Origin of the sequence: Bacteroides sp. MSK.18.37, assembly GCF_019129155.2 — a bacterium.
In the GTDB taxonomy this organism is placed as follows: Bacteria; Bacteroidota; Bacteroidia; order Bacteroidales; family Bacteroidaceae; genus Bacteroides; species Bacteroides ovatus.
The window spans coordinates 4,071,476-4,095,274 of record NZ_JAHOIB020000001.1 but is presented as its reverse complement, the minus strand read 5'-3'; the positions used below and the strand labels follow the sequence as shown (position 1 = coordinate 4,095,274).

General features: G+C 40.2%; 16 protein-coding genes. 6 read left to right on the top strand and 10 right to left on the bottom strand.

The genetic code is table 11. The annotated features are described in order from the left end of the window. Positions 1 to 327 precede the first annotated feature (327 nt). Positions 328 to 1,422 carry a tryptophan--tRNA ligase gene (gene trpS, locus KSX81_RS15765; RefSeq protein ID WP_004297181.1) on the top strand — a complete coding sequence of 365 codons (1,095 nt, stop codon included), beginning with the start codon at positions 328 to 330 and terminating at the stop codon, positions 1,420 to 1,422. A 90-nt stretch (positions 1,423 to 1,512) separates the two neighbouring features. Here the strand turns inward: trpS and KSX81_RS15760 are convergent, their stop codons facing one another. The 9 genes from KSX81_RS15760 to guaB all read right to left on the bottom strand — a co-directional run bounded on the left by KSX81_RS15760 (position 1,513) and on the right by guaB (position 15,292). Then, on the bottom strand, positions 1,513 to 3,858 hold the full coding sequence (locus tag KSX81_RS15760) for a DUF2339 domain-containing protein (protein ID WP_128131787.1): 2,346 nt from the start codon (positions 3,856 to 3,858) through the stop codon (positions 1,513 to 1,515). Between the two features lie 718 nt (positions 3,859 to 4,576). Continuing rightward, positions 4,577 to 5,764, bottom strand: coding sequence for an OmpA family protein (locus tag KSX81_RS15755; RefSeq protein WP_004297176.1), 1,188 nt, complete (start codon positions 5,762 to 5,764; stop codon positions 4,577 to 4,579). A gap of 103 nt (positions 5,765 to 5,867) precedes the next feature. Beyond that, the gene (mutL, locus tag KSX81_RS15750) at positions 5,868 to 7,769 is read right to left on the bottom strand and encodes a DNA mismatch repair endonuclease MutL (protein ID WP_004297175.1); all 1,902 of its coding nucleotides are present in this window, start codon (positions 7,767 to 7,769) and stop codon (positions 5,868 to 5,870) included. Positions 7,770 to 7,786: 17 nt separating this feature from the next. Continuing rightward, positions 7,787 to 8,086: a hypothetical protein gene (locus KSX81_RS15745; RefSeq protein ID WP_004297174.1), complete on the bottom strand. Its 300-nt coding sequence runs from the start codon at positions 8,084 to 8,086 to the stop codon at positions 7,787 to 7,789. Position 8,087: 1 nt separating this feature from the next. Next, on the bottom strand, positions 8,088 to 9,851 hold the full coding sequence (locus KSX81_RS15740) for an OstA-like protein (RefSeq protein ID WP_004297173.1): 1,764 nt from the start codon (positions 9,849 to 9,851) through the stop codon (positions 8,088 to 8,090). Positions 9,852 to 9,873: 22 nt separating this feature from the next. Then, complete coding sequence (locus KSX81_RS15735; RefSeq protein ID WP_004297172.1) at positions 9,874 to 11,256, bottom strand: peptidylprolyl isomerase; 1,383 nt, start codon at positions 11,254 to 11,256, stop codon at positions 9,874 to 9,876. A 9-nt stretch (positions 11,257 to 11,265) separates the two neighbouring features. Then, on the bottom strand, positions 11,266 to 12,111 hold the full coding sequence (locus KSX81_RS15730) for a hypothetical protein (protein WP_004297171.1): 846 nt from the start codon (positions 12,109 to 12,111) through the stop codon (positions 11,266 to 11,268). Positions 12,112 to 12,165: 54 nt separating this feature from the next. Continuing rightward, positions 12,166 to 13,710: a peptidylprolyl isomerase gene (locus tag KSX81_RS15725; protein WP_149964533.1), complete on the bottom strand. Its 1,545-nt coding sequence runs from the start codon at positions 13,708 to 13,710 to the stop codon at positions 12,166 to 12,168. Between the two features lie 103 nt (positions 13,711 to 13,813). Next, positions 13,814 to 15,292, bottom strand: coding sequence for an IMP dehydrogenase (gene guaB / locus KSX81_RS15720; RefSeq protein WP_004297169.1), 1,479 nt, complete (start codon positions 15,290 to 15,292; stop codon positions 13,814 to 13,816). Positions 15,293 to 15,467: 175 nt separating this feature from the next. Here guaB and KSX81_RS15715 point away from each other — a divergent pair, with 175 nt between their 5' ends. After that, a complete protein-coding gene (locus KSX81_RS15715) occupies positions 15,468 to 17,258 on the top strand; it encodes a site-specific integrase (protein WP_055256596.1) in 1,791 nt (596 codons plus the stop codon). 444 nt (positions 17,259 to 17,702) lie between these two features. Further along, complete coding sequence (locus KSX81_RS15710; protein ID WP_055256626.1) at positions 17,703 to 18,584, top strand: hypothetical protein; 882 nt, start codon at positions 17,703 to 17,705, stop codon at positions 18,582 to 18,584. Between the two features lie 79 nt (positions 18,585 to 18,663). On the opposite strand, the gene KSX81_RS15705 is transcribed toward KSX81_RS15710, so the two are convergent. Beyond that, a complete protein-coding gene (locus tag KSX81_RS15705; RefSeq protein ID WP_109116201.1) occupies positions 18,664 to 20,508 on the bottom strand; it encodes a DEAD/DEAH box helicase family protein in 1,845 nt (614 codons plus the stop codon). 922 nt (positions 20,509 to 21,430) lie between these two features. On the opposite strand from KSX81_RS15705, the gene KSX81_RS15700 reads away from it, so the two are divergent. The 3 genes from KSX81_RS15700 to KSX81_RS15690 all read left to right on the top strand — a co-directional run bounded on the left by KSX81_RS15700 (position 21,431) and on the right by KSX81_RS15690 (position 23,779). Continuing rightward, positions 21,431 to 22,450: a DUF3871 family protein gene (locus KSX81_RS15700; protein WP_109116202.1), complete on the top strand. Its 1,020-nt coding sequence runs from the start codon at positions 21,431 to 21,433 to the stop codon at positions 22,448 to 22,450. A gap of 311 nt (positions 22,451 to 22,761) precedes the next feature. Continuing rightward, complete coding sequence (locus KSX81_RS15695; protein WP_004321173.1) at positions 22,762 to 23,034, top strand: hypothetical protein; 273 nt, start codon at positions 22,762 to 22,764, stop codon at positions 23,032 to 23,034. A gap of 157 nt (positions 23,035 to 23,191) precedes the next feature. Continuing rightward, on the top strand, positions 23,192 to 23,779 hold the full coding sequence (locus tag KSX81_RS15690) for a tyrosine-type recombinase/integrase (protein ID WP_004321170.1): 588 nt from the start codon (positions 23,192 to 23,194) through the stop codon (positions 23,777 to 23,779). The last annotated feature ends 20 nt before the right edge of the window (positions 23,780 to 23,799 follow it).

The following is a 23,799-nucleotide window of genomic DNA, read 5'->3' as shown; positions in this document are numbered from 1 at the left end:
TCGTTTTTGGAGAAAAGAGAAGAAGTCTGCCGTTTCCGGGTGCAAAACATCCGAATGTAGATAATACTTACTTCTGATTTCCTGTTGATTCATTGTTAATATCAAAATTTGTGCAAAGTAACGACATATTTTGCAAATGACAAAAAGAAACGTTCATTTTTTACTGAAATAGTTTACCGCGTCAATGAAACGGTTGTTTTTTCCGTTAGCTTTTTAATGAATACTTTTTTATCATAGTAAGCACAAATCATGAAGTAACTACATTTTGATGTATCTTTCAGTTTTTATCCTTATCTTTGTCGCCATTATATAATAAGGTAATAAAATATGGGAAAAGAAAAAATCATATTGACGGGCGACCGTCCTACCGGAAGACTTCATATCGGTCACTATGTAGGCTCGTTGAAACGCAGAGTTGACCTGCAAAATGCAGGTGATTATAGCAAGATGTTTATCTTCATTGCCGATTCGCAGGCATTGACAGACAATATAGACAATCCGGAGAAGGTGCGTCAGAATGTAATTGAAGTAGCCCTTGACTATCTGGCTTGTGGCATAGATCCGTCTAAAGCTACCATCTTCATACAGTCGCAAATTCCGGAATTATGCGAGCTTAGTTTCTATTATATGGACCTTGTAAGCGTATCTCGCCTGCAACGTAACCCGACTGTGAAATCGGAAATCCAGATGCGCAACTTTGAAGCAAGTATTCCTGTAGGTTTTTTCACTTATCCTATCAGCCAGGCAGCGGACATCACAGCATTCCGTGCAACAACTGTCCCTGTGGGTGAAGACCAGGAACCAATGCTTGAACAGGCTCGTGAAATCGTTCGCCGTTTCAACTATATATATGGTGAGACATTGGTAGAACCGGAAATCCTGTTGCCGGACAATGCAGCCTGCCTGCGTCTTCCGGGAACTGACGGTAAAGCTAAAATGAGTAAATCACTCGGAAACTGTATCTACCTTTCGGAAGAACCGGAAGAAATCCAGAAGAAGATCATGAGTATGTATACCGATCCGGGACATCTCCGTGTACAAGACCCGGGAAAGATTGAAGGTAACACCGTATTCACTTACCTTGACGCCTTCTGCCTCCCCGAACATTTCGAACGCTACTTACCGGATTATCCGAATCTGGCAGAATTGAAAGCACATTATCAACGCGGCGGACTGGGCGACGTAAAAGTGAAACGTTTCCTGAATTCTATTATGCAAGAAATACTCGAACCGATTCGTAATCGTCGTAAAGAGTTCAGCAAAGATATTCCAGCTATCTATGACATGCTTCAGCAAGGATGCGAAGTAGCCAGAGCTGCTGCTGCCGAGACTTTGGCAGATGTGAAAAAAGCAATGAAGATTAATTATTTCGATGACAAGGAGTTAATCGAGGAACAGGTAAAACGTTTCTCACAGGAATAAGGAAGTTTGCATAAAAACGTATCATATAAAGTAAAGGCTGCCTACTCTAAGAAAGAATGGCAGCCTTTATTATAATATATAATTTAAGATTTAGCTAACTTCATCTTCATCATTCTTGAATAATACATCCTTTAATTTCTGATAAAGGAATGAAAGTATCAGTAATATCAGTCCGAGAATGATGAATACAATGATCTTACCGATAGTAGGCATTGCCCACAAATCATCAAATACAAGTTTAAGCAGAACGATTCCAAAAGTCGAAAGGCTTATCATGCGCATGACTTTCTGATGCAAACGCATCCCTAGTCCCATCTGAACAAATCCGGCAATACTTAATGAAAGCGAAAGTCCGGCACTGAAATCATCCACTCCTACCTGCCAGAGGAAAGAGCGTACCATTGTCACCCAAAGAAGAGTGACCAGAATATTGAGATAAATAGTGAAACGACTCTTGATGCCGATTAATAGATAGTATTGGCGTGCCACATAGCATATATTCGCTATTACAAATGCTGCCGTGAACCATCGTAGTACAACAGGCACAAAAGCCATGTTCTCCCATTGATCTCCCCATATATTTATGATATATACAAGCGTATTTATCCCAATAGCTAACATATAGAAAGTCAGACATTGGGTGATCGGGAATCGTTTTCTAAAAGAATAACAAACACTCGAAATGGCAATGGCAGTAAACAAGAACATTGCTCCGCTCCTCGTAGCTCCCTCAAAATGCAGGTGAAACTCCATCATAAATGTATAATAAAGTATGGCTACAGAGACAAAAAGCATGAAAAGATTCCAGAAACCATATTTCAGTTGACGGGCTGTAGAGAAGAATGGTCTATAATACCCCATCAACAGAGCAAATGCTCCCATAGCCAGCCCTACAAACAAAGAGGTGGCAAATGAACTGTTCAGGAAAATAGTGCTGACAGCATGATGCTCATGCATTACTACATTATATATATCCATCAGGTAAGAAATAAAGGTGAGTCCTACCAGTATCTTTGCCGCATATTCATATACCCGGATTCTCGACTTGATATAAAGCCATAATAATAACACCATTTCTGACGCCCAAACTAATGTTATACAGTTTCCATCCAACTGAATCGGAACGGTAATAGAGACAAATGTCAACACAAGCCCCAGAGTGGTATACACCAGGAATTTATAGTCTTTCCGGCTCTTCCATAACCAAAGCACCAGTCCTAAATTAACAAGAGCAATGAATAGGCTCAACAAACCGCTTGCTTTGAAAGACCATCCCATATTCCGCAAGAACAAAGCTCCCGAAAGCAGATAAATAAAGTTATTCGTTATAATGACGAATACCAGCCCCCGACTCATTGTTCGCATATCTTCCCCACGAAGAATAGAGAACACCGGAAGTAGAAAGATAAAATAAAACAGAGTGGTAAACAAAAACAAGTGCCCCGAAATAACTGTAGAACTGGAGGTATAGCTAAATAAAAGAAAGATTCCCATTATCAGCCAGGTAAAGACAAATGAGATCATCGGAAGCTCACCCCACTTCTTATAAATGGAAAGTCCGAACATACCGAGATTCAGGATACTTACATAAGTGAACAGTACCAGATAACTTCCCTCTCCACTGCTTACGATGAAAGGTGCAAGAAATCCTCCGACAAGTGAAATGATAGCCAGTTCGCGCCGATTGTATACCACAGACAGAACAGACATAAATACAGTGACGCCTATCAGAATGATAAACGCCATAGTCTGCGAGAAGATATGATAATAATGGAATGCAATGGCAACCGTAAGATAGAATACAGCAAAAGCGCCACCCGCAAGTAACGAGCTAAATGTACGATATTTCTTTTGCAACCGTTCGGCAACGGCCAGCAATACAGCTCCCGTCAGGAAACCAAGTACGGTACGGAAAGTCTCATTGATCCAATTCTTATCAATAGCATACTTCACAAAGAAACCTACACCGATGACGAATATAAGGATACCGATCTTTCCGAAGAGATTCTCACCGATGAACTTCTCATAGTTCACTTGTTTCTTTTGTCTTGGAACAGCCTCAACACAAACATCTTCCAATTCTGTTTCAACCGTCTTTTCACGTGTTCCTTCCAGTGCCTCACGGATAACTGTTTCAACAACCGGCTTCTGTTTTTCCGGTACAGTTTCTTTTTGCTGTTTAGTCTCTAGTGTCGAAGTTTTTTCTATTATTTGAGGTGATGCAGAGATATCTTCGTTTTCCTTTTTCAATGCTTCTCCTTCAGGCTTTACCTTTTCAGTAACCCCTCTTTGCTGAACTTTGAGATAATCATCCATCCGTTTTTTTATCTCGTTCAGTTCTCTTTCTATCTTCCCAAAACGATTATCCAGCCTACTCAATAAAACAAAAAACATAATTAAAACGAGTAGTGCGTATACGGTATTTATATCGTCCATAATATTTTAGATTTGAGTTCCATATCACAAATATATAAAATATTGCTACACAGAGCGATTATTCCAGTAAGAATGATTCAAATCAAGAGTGAATTAACAGAGATTCAAGCCCTTTCACTTTGCTTTGTATGTAATTTCATTATAGCTAATCAGAATATCATTATAGCTAAAAGGAAGATGCTAATAGCAAAAACAAATATGCTAATAGATTATTTTTTTCATTGGGATGATTAAAAAAAACATTGCAGTGTTTGCCACAATTAATGCAATGATTTTAGAAAGCACTGTAATGACATTTTTCGATATGTAATGTGATGAATACGGTAATGAAAAGTCCTCCCTTCACCCGCAAACAGTTTATTCATCGAGAGTTCAGAAGAAAGGTGAAGAGGATTGAAAAAATAGCTATTTGCAGAGGAAGTGTGGAGTACCTCTTATTCCCCCTCTAAAGCGTAGCTTTAGGTAGGCAAAAGCTATGCTTTACGTTCCCTAAAGCTATGCTTCTTCAAGGTAAAACAACCTACATTTATAATCAGTGTAAGCGCTTCCATATACCTCAAACTCATAATCAAAAGCCCAGGCAAGTATTAATGGTCCTAAAATAAGAAAAGAAAAGGCAGCTGAAAGCGAAAATACCTTATTTCAGGATTCGCTTTCAGCCGCCTTCTCTCTTTCAGCAGGCGATCACAAAGAATCGCCGAATACTGAAATTATATGATTACTGTGCTGATTCGACCAATACTACACGGTTCAGAATCGGCTGACCGAATTTGTCAACACCACCACCGGCTGCAACTTTCAATCTATCGGCAGAGATGCCATACTTCTTAACGAGCAGGTCTTTAACAACTTGTGCACGTTCCAAACTCAACTTCTGGTTGAAAGCCGGAGTACCTGTTGCAGAGTCTGCATATCCGTTGATTGTGTATGTAGTGTTCGGAGATTCTTTTATCTTGCTGGCAAGATATGACAAGTTCATTTCTTCCTGCGGAGACAATTTATCAGAACCGATCTTGAAGAATACAGTACGTGGAGCAATATTAGTATCTGTTATAACAACTTCTTCAGTATCTTCTACTTCAACCGGTTGTTGTGCATTTGCCAACTGCTGTTGTAATTGCATATTAGCTGCTGCCATTGCATTCATCTGGTTACGCATCTGGTTCAATTCAAGTTCAGAGATAATCTGTGGAACCGGACGTTGGAATCCGCGAGTCGGGAAATAATAAGTCACCCCGATGGTAGCACCTAAAATACCATCATAATCGGGTTTACCTCCATGTTCTCCGTCAAACTTGCCTTCCAGACCTGTTGCACTCAACTCCAGATTTAAGTCAACAGCATTCGACAAACGGAAACGGTTGATAATACCTGCATTGAAAGTAGCGGAGTTAGTGTGAGGACGAGAATAAGCATGAGCCCAACCGGCACCAATATAAGGGATAATTTCATATACACGGTTCGGATTGTATCCACCGAAAAGTGCATTCAGGTTAATCATCAAATCACCATGCAAGTTCATGTAGTCCCATCTTTGTTTGTAAGAACCATCTTCTCTCGGACCGCCAACCACATAATTAGCATTTTCGCTGGTGGTAAATCCTTTGGCTTGTAATCCGCTGTACTGCAAACGCAATCCGAATCCCGGAGTTACCCATTTACCAACAGACACGTTAAATGTGGGAGCAACACGATCTCTGAACTTACCGATATGGTCATTGTTTCCATACAATACCTGGGCACCTCCTCCTACAGAGAAGAACCAGTTACTCCAGAAAGGATTAGTTATTACTTGATATTTATCTTGCACCTGAATCACTTCGTATTCAGTTACAGTCATTGTCTGCTGCGCAGAAGCGACAGACGCAACGCCGGCAAATGCCAGCAACATCAGAATCTTTTTCATATACCTAATAGTTAAGTGGTTATTTAAATCTTTTTCTTTGTTGAACTATTTAAATAACACGAACTGAACTAAAAGGTTTTAGGAAAAGATGAATTTATTTGTTTTATTTGAATAATCTTTCGATGTCCTCCTCCTTAATGGTTGTCAAAACGGTTTTCCCATCGGGTGTGTAATTCGGTGAGGGACAGGCAAAAAGGTTGTCTACAAGGCTTACCATTTCTTCATTACTCAACACCTGTCCGTAGACAATAGCCGCTGCCCGCGCCAATGTTAATGCCAGAATATTTTGGATTTCTTCCTTAACGTCATTCCCTTTTTCCATCGCTGTATGTAGCATATTACGCACCAGTTCGACCGGATTCAGTCCTTCAATACCCGAAGGGATGCCATTGATGGCATAGCTACCGCCTCCCAGATTGCTCAAATCGAAGCCGACTGCCGACAAATCATCCATAATGCTTTGAAGAACAGCAGCTTCTGAAGCCGGTAATTGTAATATTTCCGGGAAGAGAACGCCCTGAGATACTCCCTGTTTCTGTTGAATCTGTACCATATAGCGATCAAAAAGCACCCGTATGTGTGCCCGGTGTTGATCGATTAGCATCAGACCCGATTTAACTGAAGTCAAAATAAACCGCCCTTTAAACTGCAAATGCTGATTTCCTTTTTCCATCACCGGTTCGTTGGCATACAAAGTAGAAGAAGCGGCGGATGTCACCGTCTCTATCTTTTCTTCCACGAAGGCCGGTTCGCCTCCAATAGAAGAATCCTCCCAATCCATTTCGGGTTCCGGCTGCGGATTATTCATCTTACTGGCTTTTGTCAGCCCTCCGTACAAATCCTCCCATTCTACTTTCGAACGACTATACGATCCGCCACCACCGCCACCGGCAGAGACTTTAAACGGATTATAATCTGTATTATAATGTACCTTCGGAGGTTCGGAAGATATCTTTTCCTCAAATGCCGGAATATCAGGCATATCCTCCGTATCAAAATCAATGGAAGGGATAGCACTGAACTTACCCAACGATTCCTTAACGGATGCTGAAAGTATCTGCCAGATGGCCTGCTCATTCTCAAACTTGATCTCGGTCTTTGTCGGGTGAATATTCACATCAATATTAGCCGGATCTACATCAAAATAGATAAAATAGGAAATCTGTTCACCGGCGGGAATCAACTGCTCATAAGCCTCCATGACTGCCTTATGAAAATAAGGATGGCGCATATAACGTCCGTTGACAAAGAAATACTGATGGGCTCCTTTCTTACGGGCAGTCTCCGGTTTGGCTACGTATCCGGAGATTTTCACCATGGTAGTGTTCACGTCTATATTCAGTAATTGCTGGTTGAGCTTCTTACCGAAAATAGCAAGAATACGCTGGCGTAACTGTGATACCGGAAGATTGAACAGTTCCGAATCATTACTATAAAGCGAAAAGGCAACTTCCGGATGCACCAAAGCGATACGCTCAAATTCGGCAAGGATGTTGCTCAATTCAGTGGAATTAGCCTTTAAAAATTTACGACGGGCAGGCACATTAAAGAACAGGTTCTTTACAGAGAAGTTACTTCCTTTAGAACAGGATATAGCCTCCTGGCTCTCCACTTGAGAACCCGCAATCACCAGTTTCGTTCCCAGTTCTTCCGATTCCGGACGCGTCTTCAGTTCTACCTGCGCCACTGCTGCGATGGATGCCAATGCTTCCCCACGAAATCCCATGGTACGCAAAGCAAACAAGTCCGCAGCTTCCCGTATCTTGGAAGTAGCATGCCGCTCAAAAGAGAGACGGGCATCCGTTTCGGACATTCCTTTTCCATCATCAATCACCTGAATACAGGTTTTACCCGCATCAGTCACTAACACATGTATATTTTGCGCATCTGCATCAATCGCATTCTCCACTAGCTCCTTGATAACAGATGCCGGACGTTGTATCACTTCACCGGCAGCAATCTGGTTAGCTACCGAATCAGGTAACAAATGAATGATATCGCTCATACTTCGTAAATTAACAATTAAAAACTCCAGCTTCCTGTTGCTAAATAATGCCACAGATAGAGAAGGAAGGCAATGATTATCAGTATGATTCCGAAAGAAACCGGTTTGCGGCCACTTGCTTTTCTTCTTTTCAAATGTGTAGTACCTTCGACGAATTTACCGCGAATATCTTCCGGATTAAATTCTTTCTCCGGCAGCATCCCCAAGTCACGTTTGGCGTTCTCCTCCATCTTAGCGAGCTTTTCTTTCCGCTCGTCTACATAAATGTATTGATGATTAAAGCCCCGGGGCTTTCTCATTGAGTTAAACATTCCCATACTACTTCATATTTATTAAGTTTCGCTTTTCTGTCTTTGGTCGCCGGTCGGTAGTCGGCTTCAATGTTTCTCCCGCACGCTTGCTGCGCCAGTTGAAAATATCGTCCTTATTTAGCGGACGGACATAATCGAACCAGGCAAAAGTAGGAAGACGCAGTTTATCAGGCGGTATCTGGTCCATCGGATACATCGTTCCGTTGGATTTACCGATAAAAAGTCCTTTTTCCATTCTCTTATCCTTCATATAAAGATGCAGCATACTACCTTCCAGACAATTAAATCCGGTCATCGTACTGTCTTTCTCTTCAGGATAAAAAGCTGTCAGCACATTACCGATCACTTCAATATGGCGCATATCTCCATTAACGAAATAGGCTTTCATCTCCTTGCCGGACACTTGATTATAGTGAATAGAGTCTTTCATCTCCACTGTCAACGCCTGGTTGATAATGTGCGCCCAGTCAATCGTGCTGTCATTCATATAAATCTTGATCTGCTCACCAAGCAGTTGCTGTCCGTCATTCCAAAGAATAGGGTCAGTATACATGGTCATACAAGAATCTTTCGAATTATAGACCAGTGAGTCACATACTCCCTGAACATCTGTACGATACATACGTACTTTATGGTAAGCCTTCATCAACCGGTACAAAGAATCGGTATTCAGATTATAGGACACCATCTGCAAAGTATCCCCATGCATATAAAGACTGTCTCCCTGTGAATAATCGATAGCAACAGCACGTTTTGTTGCAAACGCGGAGTCCGTCAATTCATTATAGAAACAATAATCGCCCGTCAGCATATTCTTATTGATGGAGTCTGTCATCTTCACATTATCGAATGCTTCTCCGTAACCGATTATCCGGTCATAGAACAGACTGTCGCCTACAAGTTTCTTCCCCTGATTGGTCAGGACCGAACGGTCCAACAATTCCGCTTGTTCGGTCAATGTGTTATAGAATCCCCGTTCCGAATAGATATGATTATTATCACTGACAATATTGGAAGGTCCGAGAATTACTGCTATTTTGTTTTCGGTATTATACCTCAATGTATCGGAGGTCAACACAAACTTAGGGTTCACCAACTTCACATCATGGTTGAATACCGACTGTTTTGTTGCAGGGCTATATTCGCCCCAATCGGAGGTCAGTACATTCTCTTCATCCATCAAAGTTCCCCCTTCGAAATAATATCCGAGATCGTAGAGACGGTCGTAGTTCAAGCTGTCCGTCAGCAGGGTCGTGTTCCGGTTAATCATCTTCACATTTTCACGAAGTTGCGCAATTTGCGTCATTCCGTCATAATAAAGATAATCACCATAAATGAACAAGGTGTCTCCCTGTTCCATACGCACATTGCTGAAGGCTTCTACGGAGTTGGTTTTCTCAAAAATCAGTGCACTGTCACAGTACATATACATACTGTCATGGCGCAACTTCACGTTACCAATCAACACCTGCACATCCGGACGTGCCAGCTTATCCGCCTGTCCTTCGTCAGCATGGAGCAAGTAAACTTTGGTCTTTTTATTCTCCGGTTGCTTCTTGTTGTCCGATTGTTTCTTATTACCCGCCGGCGTTTTGGTTTTGGGAGCCGTCTTAGACGTATCCGCAGTCGATTTTGTCGAAGCCCCTGCCGTGGGTTTCTGTCCCGTCGGCCTCACTTGTGCCACAAGACATACACCAAACAGGCATAGAAAGCCTATAAGGAGCCATCTATGCCTGTCTTGTTGTTTATTTTTCTTATTCTTTTTCAGCATATAAAGTCAAAGCAAGGTTATATCAGTCATTCTTGACCCAACCCGGATACTTGAAGTCACACTTCTGCCAGTTTTCGTTGATGCGTACATAAGTGTGTTTTTGCTTGTTCAGAATCCATTTCTGCAACACCTCTTCGCGACGCTTATCCATTACGATTTCTTTCAGATCCTGATAGTCTTCCGCGATGGTTGCTTTATGACCATTGATTTTAGTTTTCAATTTCACGATAGCGCATACTTCTTTTCCATCTTTCTCATTAATCATTGTAAAAGCTTTGGAAATCTCGCCAACATTCATCTTATCCACTACCTTAGCAACGTCTTGAGGAAGATCCTGCATCTGGAACTTAGAAGTAGTGATACCTGAATGTTCATTGATGTTCACCATGATACCGTGATTGTTGCGGGTATCCTTATCTTGTGAGATAACGGCAGCGGCATCATCAAATGTGAATTTGTTAGCACGAATATCATCTGCAATAGAATCCAGACGGGCACAAGCCTCGGTCAGTTCTTTTTCCGAGACTTTCGGACGCAACAGGATATGGCGGGTATTAACACGGTCACCACGCTTCTCAATCAACTGGATAATATGGAAACCAAATTCCGATTCTACAATTTTGGAAACTTTCTTCGGGTCCTGCAAGCTGAATGCCACATTCGCATAAGCGGGGTCCATCATACCACGTCCCATAAATCCACATTCACCACCTTTAATGGCAGAAGCCTTATCTTCAGAATACAAACGGGCCAATGTAGAGAAGTCGATTTCTCCTTTTGTCACACGATCCGTATAATCACGCAGTGTCCTCTTTACATCCTCGATTTCCGAAACGGGTATTTTGGGTTGCAAAGTAATAATCTGCACTTCCACCTGTGTAGGAATGTAAGGGATACTATCCTGTGGAAGATCTTTGAAGTAACGGCGTACTTCTGCCGGAGTCACTTTGATATCTCCTGCCAGTTTCTGCTGCATCTTCTGAACCGTCAATCCGTCACGTGCATTATCACGCAAAGTTTCACGAATCTGGGTGGATGTTTTATTGAAATACTCCTCCATTTTCTCTCTGGAACCGATCTGCTGGATGTACATATTGGTCATCATATCCACACGCTGGATGATTTCCGCTTCGGAAACCTCGATACTGTCCAACTTTGCCTGATGCAGGAATAACTTCTGCACAGCAATCTCTTCAGGAATTACACAATAAGGATCGCCTTCGAATCTGCGTCCATTATACAAGGCATCCATACGGGCCTCTTCTACATCTGATTTTAAAATAGCTTCGTCACCTACTACCCAAACTACTTCATCAACCACATTATCTTGTGCATAGGTTGCCACATTAGCAAATATTGCCAGGACAAGGGTAACAACAAATCTAAAGTTCACAAACTTCTTCATTCTTTGTATTTAATAATTATATATAATCTTCTTCTTACTTACCGCCTGCTGATACAAGTCGTTCTTTACCTGTTCCATAAAGCTCACCCGTTTCTGATTTACCAGTAAGTCTTTCACTTCCGAGCGGGCAAATTCATACGGTTTCTCCTCACCAACTCCGCGATAATCGCTCACATTCAGGAAATAATAATAAGCCGTATCTTTCAATTCTACCTGACGGTGTTTGTTTACGTACTCTTCCGGTGCCTCTACTTTCAACGGAATCATGTCCAGGACATCGGTCACGGACACCCATTTATCATAGAAATATTCATATTTCACCGCATTCTGCAAACTATATTTTTCCAGGCTCTCGATAGCATCCTGTTTTTCCGACTTATACCATCTGCGCACATTGTTCAACTGGGGAGCTGTCAACGGCACTTTAATAAACAATCCCTTAATCAACGGACTTTCCAGTTTAAACAATTCCTTGTTTTTGCCATAATACTCTGCTATCTCATGTTCGGAAATATCATTCGTCAACTTCTGGCTAATCAACTCCTGCTGATAAGTATGCATTATCAACGCTTTCCGATAATTCTCCACCAGCTTGTCTACATCCACATTATCGGGGATATTGTTCGCAGCTTTCTCATACAATAAAATCTCTTCCGCCCAACTACGAATATAGTGCTCGGTGAAGAGAATGCTATCATCTTTTGACAATCCGACCGGAAGCACGGACATCAAATCTTCTTTATATAAAAAATTACCGTCCACCTCTACCAAAGGAGTCTTTCCTTTGTGGTCGTGCTGTTCCTTGCACGCTCCACAACCAAGAAGGGTAATCAGTAAGAGGACTAATATTCGCATCGGCAACTAAAATCTACTTATTTAAGGTACGAAGATAGTGAATAATCGGTTACATCAGTTATTATTAACTGTTTTTAAAACCTCTTGGTTTATTTCAACCTTACCGGACTCACTCAATTCCCGCATCCAGCACGTGTCAAGATAGCTTCGATAATCCTTTCGAACCCGATCAATTACTTCCCGATAATCATCCGGACCTTTCATTTTTTCGCCTACTACAATAGTAAAAGGATAAGACATCAAAGGATCAAAATCACCCTTCTTAAAAACCAGTTTATCTATATATTTATTGTCTCCGTCGGCAAAAATTCCTTGTTCAACTTGTATCTTTTCCTCCCCGGATGTATTAAAAGTTTGCCGAAGCTTGTCCGCCCACTCTTTTTCCGGCACTTTCTTCAGCATTTTTTTGGCTTGCTTTGCCGTCTTTTTATCAACGCAATGAAGCACGACTCCTCTATACCGGGGGCTCTCCCACCGATAATCCGACGAATGAAATTTAAAATAAGTAGCCAATCCCGCCCGGTCATTAGCTGCGGGCAAATCTATTTTCTGACGTGTTATCTCTTCCACCAAATAGTTTTCATCAGATTCCCGCAAGGCATAAGGAATTTCCGGATGCTTTTTTTCGATATTCCGGCTTTCATAATCCAGCAATGACTTAGCTATAAATCCTTCCAACTGCCGTTTGACAGCTTGAGGATGAGAAGAGGCAAAATGCGTGAACATAGTTCCGGTGTATGCTTGTCCGTCAATCGTAAACAGGGTTTGTTCTGTACGGCCTTTCGCCAGCAGTTCTTCCATTGCCGCCTGATTGGGAGCATACTGCCATGCTTTTTTCAAGCGTTCGAGCACCGCGCCTGTACCTTTGTCCAAAATCTCCTTGCGCCGTAACCGTTCCATTAACCTGGCACTGACATTTTCGTAAGCAGCTGTTTCCTCCCGATCCATCACTTTCAAGATATGAATCCCTTCAGGAGTGAAAAAGGGCTGCGATGCCATACCTTTTGCCAGAGAGAAAGCAACATTCTCAAACTCGCTCGTTGTTTCCAGACATTCGATCCATCTACTTTGCTTATCATCCGAGTATATTTCGACCAAACGGTTAAAGTTCAAATCCGGCTGATTCTGTATCATCCGGTATATAGAATCCATCCGCGTTTTTTCTTCTTCTAAATGCCGGGAAGTGATTGTCTGTGGCAAACGTTTGAAAATCTGCATCACCTGTACCCTGCCGCTACGTGCTTTCAACCCCATCTTCTGATAGATAGCACGGGCACAACTATCCATCACTTGCCTGTCTATCAGATAAGATTCCACCAACTCGGTCCGGCATTTCTCCTGTTGTTTACGAAAAATAGAGGTCGTATCAAGTCCGGCAGCCCTGGCTGCTTCCACTTTCAACTTCGATTGAGCGAAAAGTGCCGCATACTCTTTGGACGAAAGTCTGGCATTTGAACGTTCCGCATAACGGCGGTATGCATATTCAAATTCCGAACGGAGTATCTCTCTTCCGTTAACACGCATCAATACCGGATCTTCCTGTGCAAAGACCGCGACTACAAAGAGAGAAATACATCCCAACAACAGGCTTCTTTTCATCATCAACTTTTATTTTTCAAACAACAAACGGTGAGCAGTGAACACCCTGCTGATTATACAGCCTGTTCACCGTTCACCGTTAATAGTTCACCGTATCTATCTATTATTCCGGACGGCTATAGTTAGGCGATTCACTGGTAATCGTCACGTCGTGCGGATGACTTTCCATTACACCTGCATTGGTAATGCGGGTAAACTTAGCGTCATGAAGTTTCTCAATGTTAGCAGCGCCACAGTATCCCATACCTGCACGCAAACCACCAGTCAGCTGATACACAACTTCGAAAAGCGTACCTTTATAAGGAACACGGGCAGCGATTCCTTCCGGAACAAGCTTCTTCACATCAGCCGTTCCACTCTGGAAATAGCGGTCTTTCGAACCGTTCTCCATTGCTTCCAATGAACCCATGCCACGATAGGATTTGAATTTACGACCATTGAAGATAATAGTGTCACCCGGAGATTCTTCTGTTCCGGCAACCAATGATCCGATCATTACGCAATATCCTCCGGCAGCCAATGCTTTCACCACGTCGCCCGAATAACGCAAACCACCATCGGCAATCAAAGGAATACCTGTACCCTTCAACGCTTTTGCTACATCATAGACAGCCGATAACTGTGGAACACCTACACCGGCAACCACCCGAGTGGTACAGATAGAACCCGGGCCGATACCTACTTTCACAGCATCTGCACCAGCTTCCACCAAAGCTTTGGCAGCTTCTCCGGTAGCAATGTTACCTACCACAATATCAATATTCGGGAAGCGTTTCTTTGCTTCTTTCAGTTTTTCAATCACAAACTTAGAGTGTCCGTGAGCTGTATCAATCACGATTGCATCTGCACCGGCATCCACCAATGCCTGCATACGTTCCAGCGTATCGGCAGTAACACCTACACCGGCAGCTACACGCAGACGACCTTTGGCGTCTTTGCAAGCCATCGGTTTATCTTTTGCTTTTGTAATATCTTTATAAGTGACAAGACCGATCAACTTTCCGTCCATTCCGACAATCGGAAGTTTCTCAATCTTATGTTTCTGAAGAATCTGTGCAGCAGATTCCAAGTCAGTAGACTGGTTAGTAGTCACCAATCTTTCTTTCGGAGTCATGACAAGATCAATGTGTTTTGCCATGTCTCTTTCGAAACGCAAATCTCTGTTGGTAACAATACCCACCAAATAACCTTCATCATCTACCACAGGGATACCACCGATTTTATATTCCGCCATGATGTCCAGTGCATCCTGAACAGTAGAACCTCTTTTAATCGTTACAGGGTCATAAATCATACCATTTTCGGCACGCTTTACGATAGCAACTTGTCTTGCCTGTTCTTCGATAGACATATTTTTGTGAATCACACCGATACCACCTTCACGAGCAATGGCAATCGCCATTTTCGCTTCGGTAACTGTATCCATGGCAGCCGTCACAAAAGGTATTTTTAACTCAATGTTTTTTGAAAACTTAGTCGAGAGATCGACAGTGCGCGGTAAAACTTCAGAATAAGCGGGGATCAACAATACGTCGTCGTAAGTCAACCCATCCATTACAATCTTATCAGCAATAAATGACATAGGGCTATGCGTTTAAAAATTATTGCGTGCAAATATACGGTTTTTTATTCAAAATGCGCAAACTGTGCACCAGAATATTTAATGAGGGGAGCTAATTAATACTTATCAGAAAGAATTGCCTTAAAAGAACACATTCAAAGAACCGAATTAAAGAACAACTTTAAAGAACAAGATTATGGAAAGGCAGATTTTTATTAATGAGATGCAAGCTCGTTTCAATTTAAGAAAACCACGTAGCGAGAAGCCAACCAATCTCTATTTAGTATGCAGAATAAACAACAAACAAGTTAAACTATCTACAGGGGTAAAGATATATCCAGACCACTGGAATGAAAAAAGACAAGAAGCATATATCAGCGTACGCCTATCAGAGATAGATAATATAAATAACACTATAGTGAACAAGAAAATCACAAAACTAAAAGAATATTTCATCGAATTTAAGCATTATCTTTGTATGCATCCAGACGAGATTGGAGAAAGTATGAAACTATTAAAACAACACATATATAAAGATAGGATGAAGAAAGAATTACAGAAACCCGCAACTTTTATAATGAAACAAATTATAGAAGCAAAGACTTGTGCAGAAAGCAGTAAGAAACAATATCGTTCTAACATAGACAAGTTTGAGCGTTTTCTCAAAGAGAATGAAATTCCCAATACATGGGAGAGCATGAATTTAGATACTATCAATCGCTACCAAAAGCAAATCATAAAAGAAAACCCATTGCATCCTCATAACACTTTACGTAACATAATTAAAGGAACTATATTTAATTTACTAGGGATAGCAGATAAAAGACTGGATATTCCTTTCAAATGGTCTGACAGCAATTTAAACAGTTTTGAGTTCGTGAAAGATAAGTCCAACAAAGAATTAGCAGACAACAAAAAAGTTTCATTAACAGAAGAGCAACTGAATAAATTCTACAAGCATATCATCACAGGAACAGAAAGACAAATAAAGAAATACACAGAAATCAGAGACTTATTCATACTACAATGTTTAGTTGGGCAACGAATTGGCGATATGCAAAAATTCTTTAATGGAGATAATGAAATGGACGAAGAAGCAGGAACCATCTCCATTATACAACAAAAGACAAAAGCCAGAGCTATAATTCCACTATTGCCATTAGCCAAAGAAATTATATCCAAATATGAGAATAAAGAATTATTATATTATAAAGAAAGAAAGTCCATTGTCAATGAAGCCTTAAAAGAAGTAGCAGAACAAGCAGGATTAGACGAGCCTATCACTTATGAAGAAAACGGGATTAAACAAACCCAACCTCTTTATAAATTACTGCATACACATACAGCAAGGCATACTTTTATCACAATATTGTGTAGAAAAGGCATCCCAAAGGAAACTGTTATTATAGCGACAGGACATGAAGATACAAAAATGATAGACAAAGTTTATTCTCATTTAAACAGTAAAGATAAAGCAAAGAAAGTCTCTAATGCTTTCAAAAGTTTAAATAATGGCATTTTCAATATGGGCAAGGTGGAGACAAATTCTCTCAATGAAGTAAAGCCTACGAACGATGCAACTAATAATATAACCTTCGATACTCTGTTGGACACTCAATTTTTTGCATCTAAAATCAATAAAGCCAGTGACATGTTTGAACGTATGGGATATGTGAAGAACGGCAAACTATATGATTACAATAGCGAGATAAGTGGTATTGTGAAAGAAATAGAGGCTTATATGCAATCTCCCGCCTCCGGCCTTGAAGTAGCCCATAAATATGTGGAACGGCTGTCTGTTGGTAATCTGTCCAATTTGAGGGACGAGCTTAAGCTGTTAATTGTCAAATGTATAAAGATAGAGGTAAATGTGGAAACTGTCATGCAGATTGTTGATAAGGCTTTCAAAATGGGGATTCTGGATAATGACAGCCTTAATGACATGAAAGAAATTGTAGCGGCAATATTGAGGGCCAAGGACAAGTAAAGTGATTCTACTACTCAAACCGCCATATTCTCCCCAAACAGATACGGCTGTAAGGAGAATTAGGGTATGGTAAAATCTCATTAACTGACGTTAACAGACAATCTATATTTGTACAATAATCCGGACGAAATCAACCATAATGGATTGTAGAATTTGGATGTTATCAGTAAAATGGTTTATCTTTGCAGCAGTTAAATGATTAACTCATATTGTTGATGAGTAAGCATTGAACAATTCGTTCATTGACATCATGTACAATCCGACCCCAGCACCTCGGTGCTTTAAGCTATCGCTTTTTGCTTGGAAGTGATAAGCTGTGGCAATTAGTTCATAATTGTTAATATTATTAATTAGGCAATTCTCGGATTGCCGGGTATATATGAAGGTATAAGTAAGTATGCCCGCTCTTATATACCGTTTAATAATTTCGATAATATTAATATTATGAAACATTTAAATATGGGGAGCGAAGATGCTCCCAAATGGTACTTTGCTACCACTATATTAATAAATGGCGAAGAACAGGAAATCATTCCTGCCTTCACCGATTATTCTATCAGGCGTAAATGCCTTGAGAAGAATAAAACCTATGAATCTATAGATAAGAGCAAGCTCCTGCCGACTGTGTTTTGCTTCTGTGATGCAAAACCATTCTACGCAGAGAATGTTCCTTTATACGATTACGTTGGTAGTAAAATAGGGAATCTTCCCGATAATGCTCCGGCCGTAATGGTCTACCTGGATAAAGCCGACAATGTTAACTTGCTTGGTTTGACAGATGAGCCACTGCAAGCTGAATTAGTGGAATGTGATAGCGTTGCTGACGCTTATCACAGAGTAGCAACAACTGCATATCTCTCCCAATGTCCTTCAAAGGATGAGTGGATAGGATATGCCGGAATTGTAACGGGAGATGAATTATTACTGAATATCCGCAAGTTCGGCATAATGTACTCTATGTCTGGCACTGCCGTACAGGGATATTTTGGTATAAGCACTACTGTTTCTTTATTACAAAGCAAAGCCCTTGCTATGAGTTCTTCTCTTTTTAAAGAAGAATATAGAACTTATGCGCAGGCAGAGCAATTGATGAAGGCAACAGTACAAGCCTTTGGCGTGAAAGCTGCAAAACAGACCAGATATATTAAGGCCATTAATTATGGTATCTCGGAATATGGTTTTGCTACAGTCTGTGATGTATTAAACAGCATTGAAGCAACAGAGAAGTTGCGGATTGAAGCAGCTAAGTGCGAAGATAAAATTAGCTGTATTCAGCACTTAATCATCGAGCGAGTTATTGAGATGCGTAACGCTCAACAGCAATAAGAATAACCGGATTGTACATGATACATAAAAATAAGAGGCTGTCTCAAATTGATTTTGAGTTCAGCCTCTTTCTGTTTGTTTACAATATTCCTCGAATCTCAAAGCCATTCTTCCGGCCGTTGGCGGTCGGTATCTTGACGGGATGAATCTCAAAGAATTCATTGAGGTCGGTCGCCTTCGGTGACTTGTCAATGCCTAGCCTGTCATATACATCATGTAAGGTTTGCTGAATATCAGTAGTTAATATTCTGTCTCCGATATGAATAATGCCGTGTAATTCATGACGAATCTTATTTTTGGTTTTCATGATATGGATTTCATTGAGCAGTTTCTTCTCCTTATAATTCAGAGCTTTAATCCTGTCAACGCCCAAAGCCTCATAATAATACCTCAATTCTGGATATTTGCTTTCCAGTGTTGGCATTGCGAGATTGACAATCAGCCCTTGCTTGGCACGATATTCACAGTATGCCTGCATCCTGTCTACAAATGGCTCCTTTTTGATTAGATGTTTCAACTGTTCTTGGTAAACGGCATAAGTTTGATTCTCACTGACATCGAAACTACTATCTTGGAGCAGTTTCTTTACAATTACCCCATTCTGATAATTGAACTTCTGGACATCAAAACAGTATTGCTCATTTACATAGGCTAAACGGTTGAAAACAAATTCTCCTTTCTGTTCATCGTACATTGTATATGAATCCTGATATTTTACATTATCGGGGATTCTCCTAAAATCCTTGATACGTTTGGCTCTCAATGCTTCACCGGCATTGTTGTTGTCTCTAATCTCGTCAAGTGTCACATTGACCTTCCGGCACAGATGCTCATTGAATGTCTCCTGCTCTACCTCCTCTGCATTGACATTGTAAACGAAGGTGAGGAACTGCCTGAAGGGGTTGCATGCCAGACGCTGCCTGCCTGCAATCTGTACCAGTTCCGTTGCTATATCAACCGCAGTGTTCGGGCGATTACAATCACTAATGACAAAAGTTGCGGCATTGGTAGAGTAAAAATCACAGCCCGCATAAGCGGTGGAAGTACAGAAGGTGAATTTCTTGTGCGTCTCCCCCTTCAAGGGAATTCTTCCCCGTTTAAATCCTTCCCCAATCCTTGCAATCTGTCTGTCGTTATCTTCGGAGTTGCCTACAATGATATTCACTTCTTCCGGTTTGAGTTCTGTTTGTTTAATAATATTCACAATATTATTTACACTATTGAGAAATATAACACATTCTTTGGAGTAAATCCTTTCCCCATTAACATACACAGAAGGATAATTGCCATTCTGATAGTAGCGAACTATTTCCAATGCTGCATTGATAGGATTCTTTGTGCGTTCTCTATATACTCTGACAATATCCTTTTCTTCCCAGTCAAGCTGATAGTAATTCATATCCTTGAAGTGGTCAATCTGTTCCAGATATTTGTCAAGAATTGGAGTTGCCGATAAGAATGTAACATACGGAAACGACCTTGAATTATCCAAAAAGTGCAATTCTATTTCAGACTTGAAACTACTATCTGCCAACAGGCATTGGAATTCATCCACTACTACACGCCAATCTGATTTATATTTAATACAGCCAATCAATTTATACACGGAATCGTAGGAGACCAGAATCTTGGGAAGCTCCGCAGTCTGCAAATATGTCTCAATCTCTTTGGTGTCCACCCCGCCAATTACAAGCAAGGTATCAGGGTATTGTTCATGTTTGTTTTTCAACAGCTCATTGCGAGGGCTGCATATAATAGTTTTATGTTCATCTGTCAGTGCGACTGTAGTTGCTCCACAGCCGGGTATCTCTTTATTCAAAATACCATTGGGAAGTTCAAACGGTTTCCCGAATTCTTCTATGAACTTCTCCCGTTCGGTCAAATACTTGATATTTGCCGGAATTTTAATCATTTCTTTCTTCATAAGTTAAGTTAAAAGTTAATTTGACTGGAATAATCTAATCTAGTGTTGTCCACTTTATAGAGAATTTTTATCTTTAGTATAAGGGAGTCATGGTAGAAATATTGGACAGTCACAAGAATGATAAAACCTGATACGCATCAGGTCGAATTATACCCGTTTAGGGTATCTCTAACATGGAATCGGAATAATTTTGAGGATTATATTTGGGGTGTTTCCCATTGTCCTGATATTGCAAAGGTAATTAATATTCCGACAGTAAAATCATGAATTGTGGACAATCTGCAAACTTTATACTGATACTGGCATAAGTCCGTTATTCTATAGGGGAGTATGTCCTAAAGGGCACTAATGGCATTTGAGAGTGATATATATTACTGGTAAAGTTCCCTTTGATACCCAACTCAAAAATATAGGTACTTAAAATTCATACCCCCCACCCCTTTTATTGAGGAAGTGTTTCTATTTGGAGTTTATGCAGTGATAGAGTGAAATATTTGATTTGTCAGTGAGCGTATCAAATGTATATCGTGCATAAGCCCCTTCTATTACCCAAAATACCCCTCACCAATCATTAGGAAAAATGAAAGGATAACATGAATCGCTATTCAGCCCACAAACCTTTTGAACTTCTGAAATGTGCGGACTTATCAACGATTTGTATATGTCTACATATAAAGATGCACAAAGGAAAGTGAATGAATAGTGCTTCATGTTAAGCCCTCATTTTGTCCTTAAATACACTATTTACTAATCTATTATTATGCGTATGGAGAATTTAAAGATTTTATTGACGTTTGGAATAATTCTAATTGTGCCAGTAGTCTTAATGCCGCAGTTCTTTATTGGATTATTAATATTGATTGTGGCTTGCTTAGTTTTCAGACAGAGGAATTTCTAATATTAACTAAATAAATTACAGATTATGGAATCAACATTACAGATTATGCCAGTGCAGAGAACTAGTAGAAACTTTGGTGAATTTGCAGAAGATGCAACTATAGTAGTAGAAGAGTCTGTTGTTAAATCAAGCGTATCTTTCTTAGATGCTAACACAAATCCCGTTACATTGGAAGAATTGACAACTCAATGCGTTGTACCTACATGGGCAAACCAAGAGTTGACAATCGCACATCAAGATTTTATATCATGTGTGCATGATGCAGCCAGTTCTTTTTATGCAGGGGAGACAGTAAATGCGCCTGATATTCGTTGCAGTCATATTGTACGTGGCAGAACTCCCCAAAGTTTGGGCAAGAAAGCTTCTGAACTGTTAGAATGTGAGAAAACACAATTCTATCAAAGACTTGCTTTTGCATTTACAATTCCAACTATTTATGAGACAGTAAATGGGCAAAAACTTGAATTGTGCGTGGGTGGAGTAAGGAATTATTCAGACTTAAACCTCTATCGCTCAACAAAAGGCTTGGAGAAATTTTCAGTCTTTATTGGGTGGCGTGTTCGCATTTGTAGTAATCAAGTACTCACAGGAGAAGGAGTTAAGTTCTCTATGGAAGTTTCAAACATTGGTGAACTCTATAGAAATGTGCTTGACTTGTTTAACAATTTCAATCCAGCCAAAGAAATCCATTTGATGCAAACTTTATCCAACACTTCACTTAGTGAATCACAGTTTGCACAAATCATTGGTCGTTGTCGTTGCTATCAAGCATTGCCAATTGGTTATCAGAAATCAATACCTAAACTATTGATAACTGACAGCCAGATAAACAGTGTTTGCCGTGACTTCTATCACAACGAAGCGTTTGGAATGAAAGATAATGCTATTTCTCTTTTCGATTTTCACAATTTGCTCACCCAATCCAACAAGAATAGTTACGTGGACACTTATTTGCAGCGGGCAGTTAATGCAACGGAAATCAGTGTTGGAATTAACAACGTTTTACGTGGAATAGATGACAAATATCAGTGGTTTCTTAGTTAGTGGTATTTGAGAATACACAGGATTATCAAATACAGAAAAAGGGCATCTATATAATAAAGTATAGGTGTCCTTTCTTTATTCTGTCACTTATTAATAATCAAAGATTTATGTTACAAACGTTAGTAGTCGTTACATTCTGGATTATAGTTTTCTTTATTGCGTGTGCAATTTCACCTGTTGTATTCTTCTTGATGATTATTTGGACTATATACCAGATTATTACAATGAAGTAGTACATTAAAATGCAGAGAAACAAAGGGCATCTATACAGGTGCTCTTTTTATTTATAAACCTCTTAAATATTAAAGAATATGGTAATAGAAGGCAGTCGCGAATACAAGGCAGCGCAAGAACTTGAAAGAGCCTTGAACGATTATAGTTGGAATCCTAAAAGGTTTGCAGAGAGTACAAGGTGTTATCACCGTACACTACAGCAGGAATTAATGAAAACCATAGTGGAGATTATCCGCATGGTTGGCAGTAAGGACTATGGCACAGACCTTAGGAATCAGGCATCACACGAACTTTGTCAACGGATAGTTGACAGTGGCGTGTTGGATGAAGCTCACCTACCTTTTATATAGGTTGAATGAAGTAAGGACATTATTTGCTTAGTGTCCTTGCTTTATAAAAATGTTCACTTTCTTTATTAGTGAATGTTTAACTAGTAATCAGCAAGTTAGATATTCCAATTAAAAAATAATATTCACTTTTATTAGTTTTACTATAAAACAGAACATTATGTCACTTAAATATTCAAGTACAACAGCAGATTATCTGCAATGGAGCGAAGCAATGAACTTAATAAGAAAATTGGCAAGGGATAGTAATTATAAGATGTCACTTCTTATCGCTTTAGGTTGCTTCACAGGTTTAAGAATTTCTGATATTCTTGCTTTAAGGTGGAATCAGATATTAGATGCAGAAGAGTTTACCATTACAGAGATTAAGACAGGGAAGCAAAGGACAATTAGGATTAATATGCAGCTACAGCAACATATCAGAGATTGTTATGAGCATATAAATCCAGTTGGCATAAATGCTCCTGCATTGATAAGTCAGAAGGGGACAGTGTACACAGTTCAGAGAATCAATGTCATGTTGAAGGAGATAAAGAAGAAGTACAAGTTGCATATAGGCAATTTCAGTTGCCATTCTCTTAGGAAGACCTTTGGCAGACAGGTCTACAACATGAATAACGATAATTCAGAGCTTGCACTTGTTAAGCTCATGGAGCTATTCAATCATTCCAGTGTGTCAATTACTAAGAGATACTTGGGATTAAGGCAAGAGGAATTATTAAATACCTATGATTGCCTTAGCTTCTGATAATGATAATTGGGTTGGTA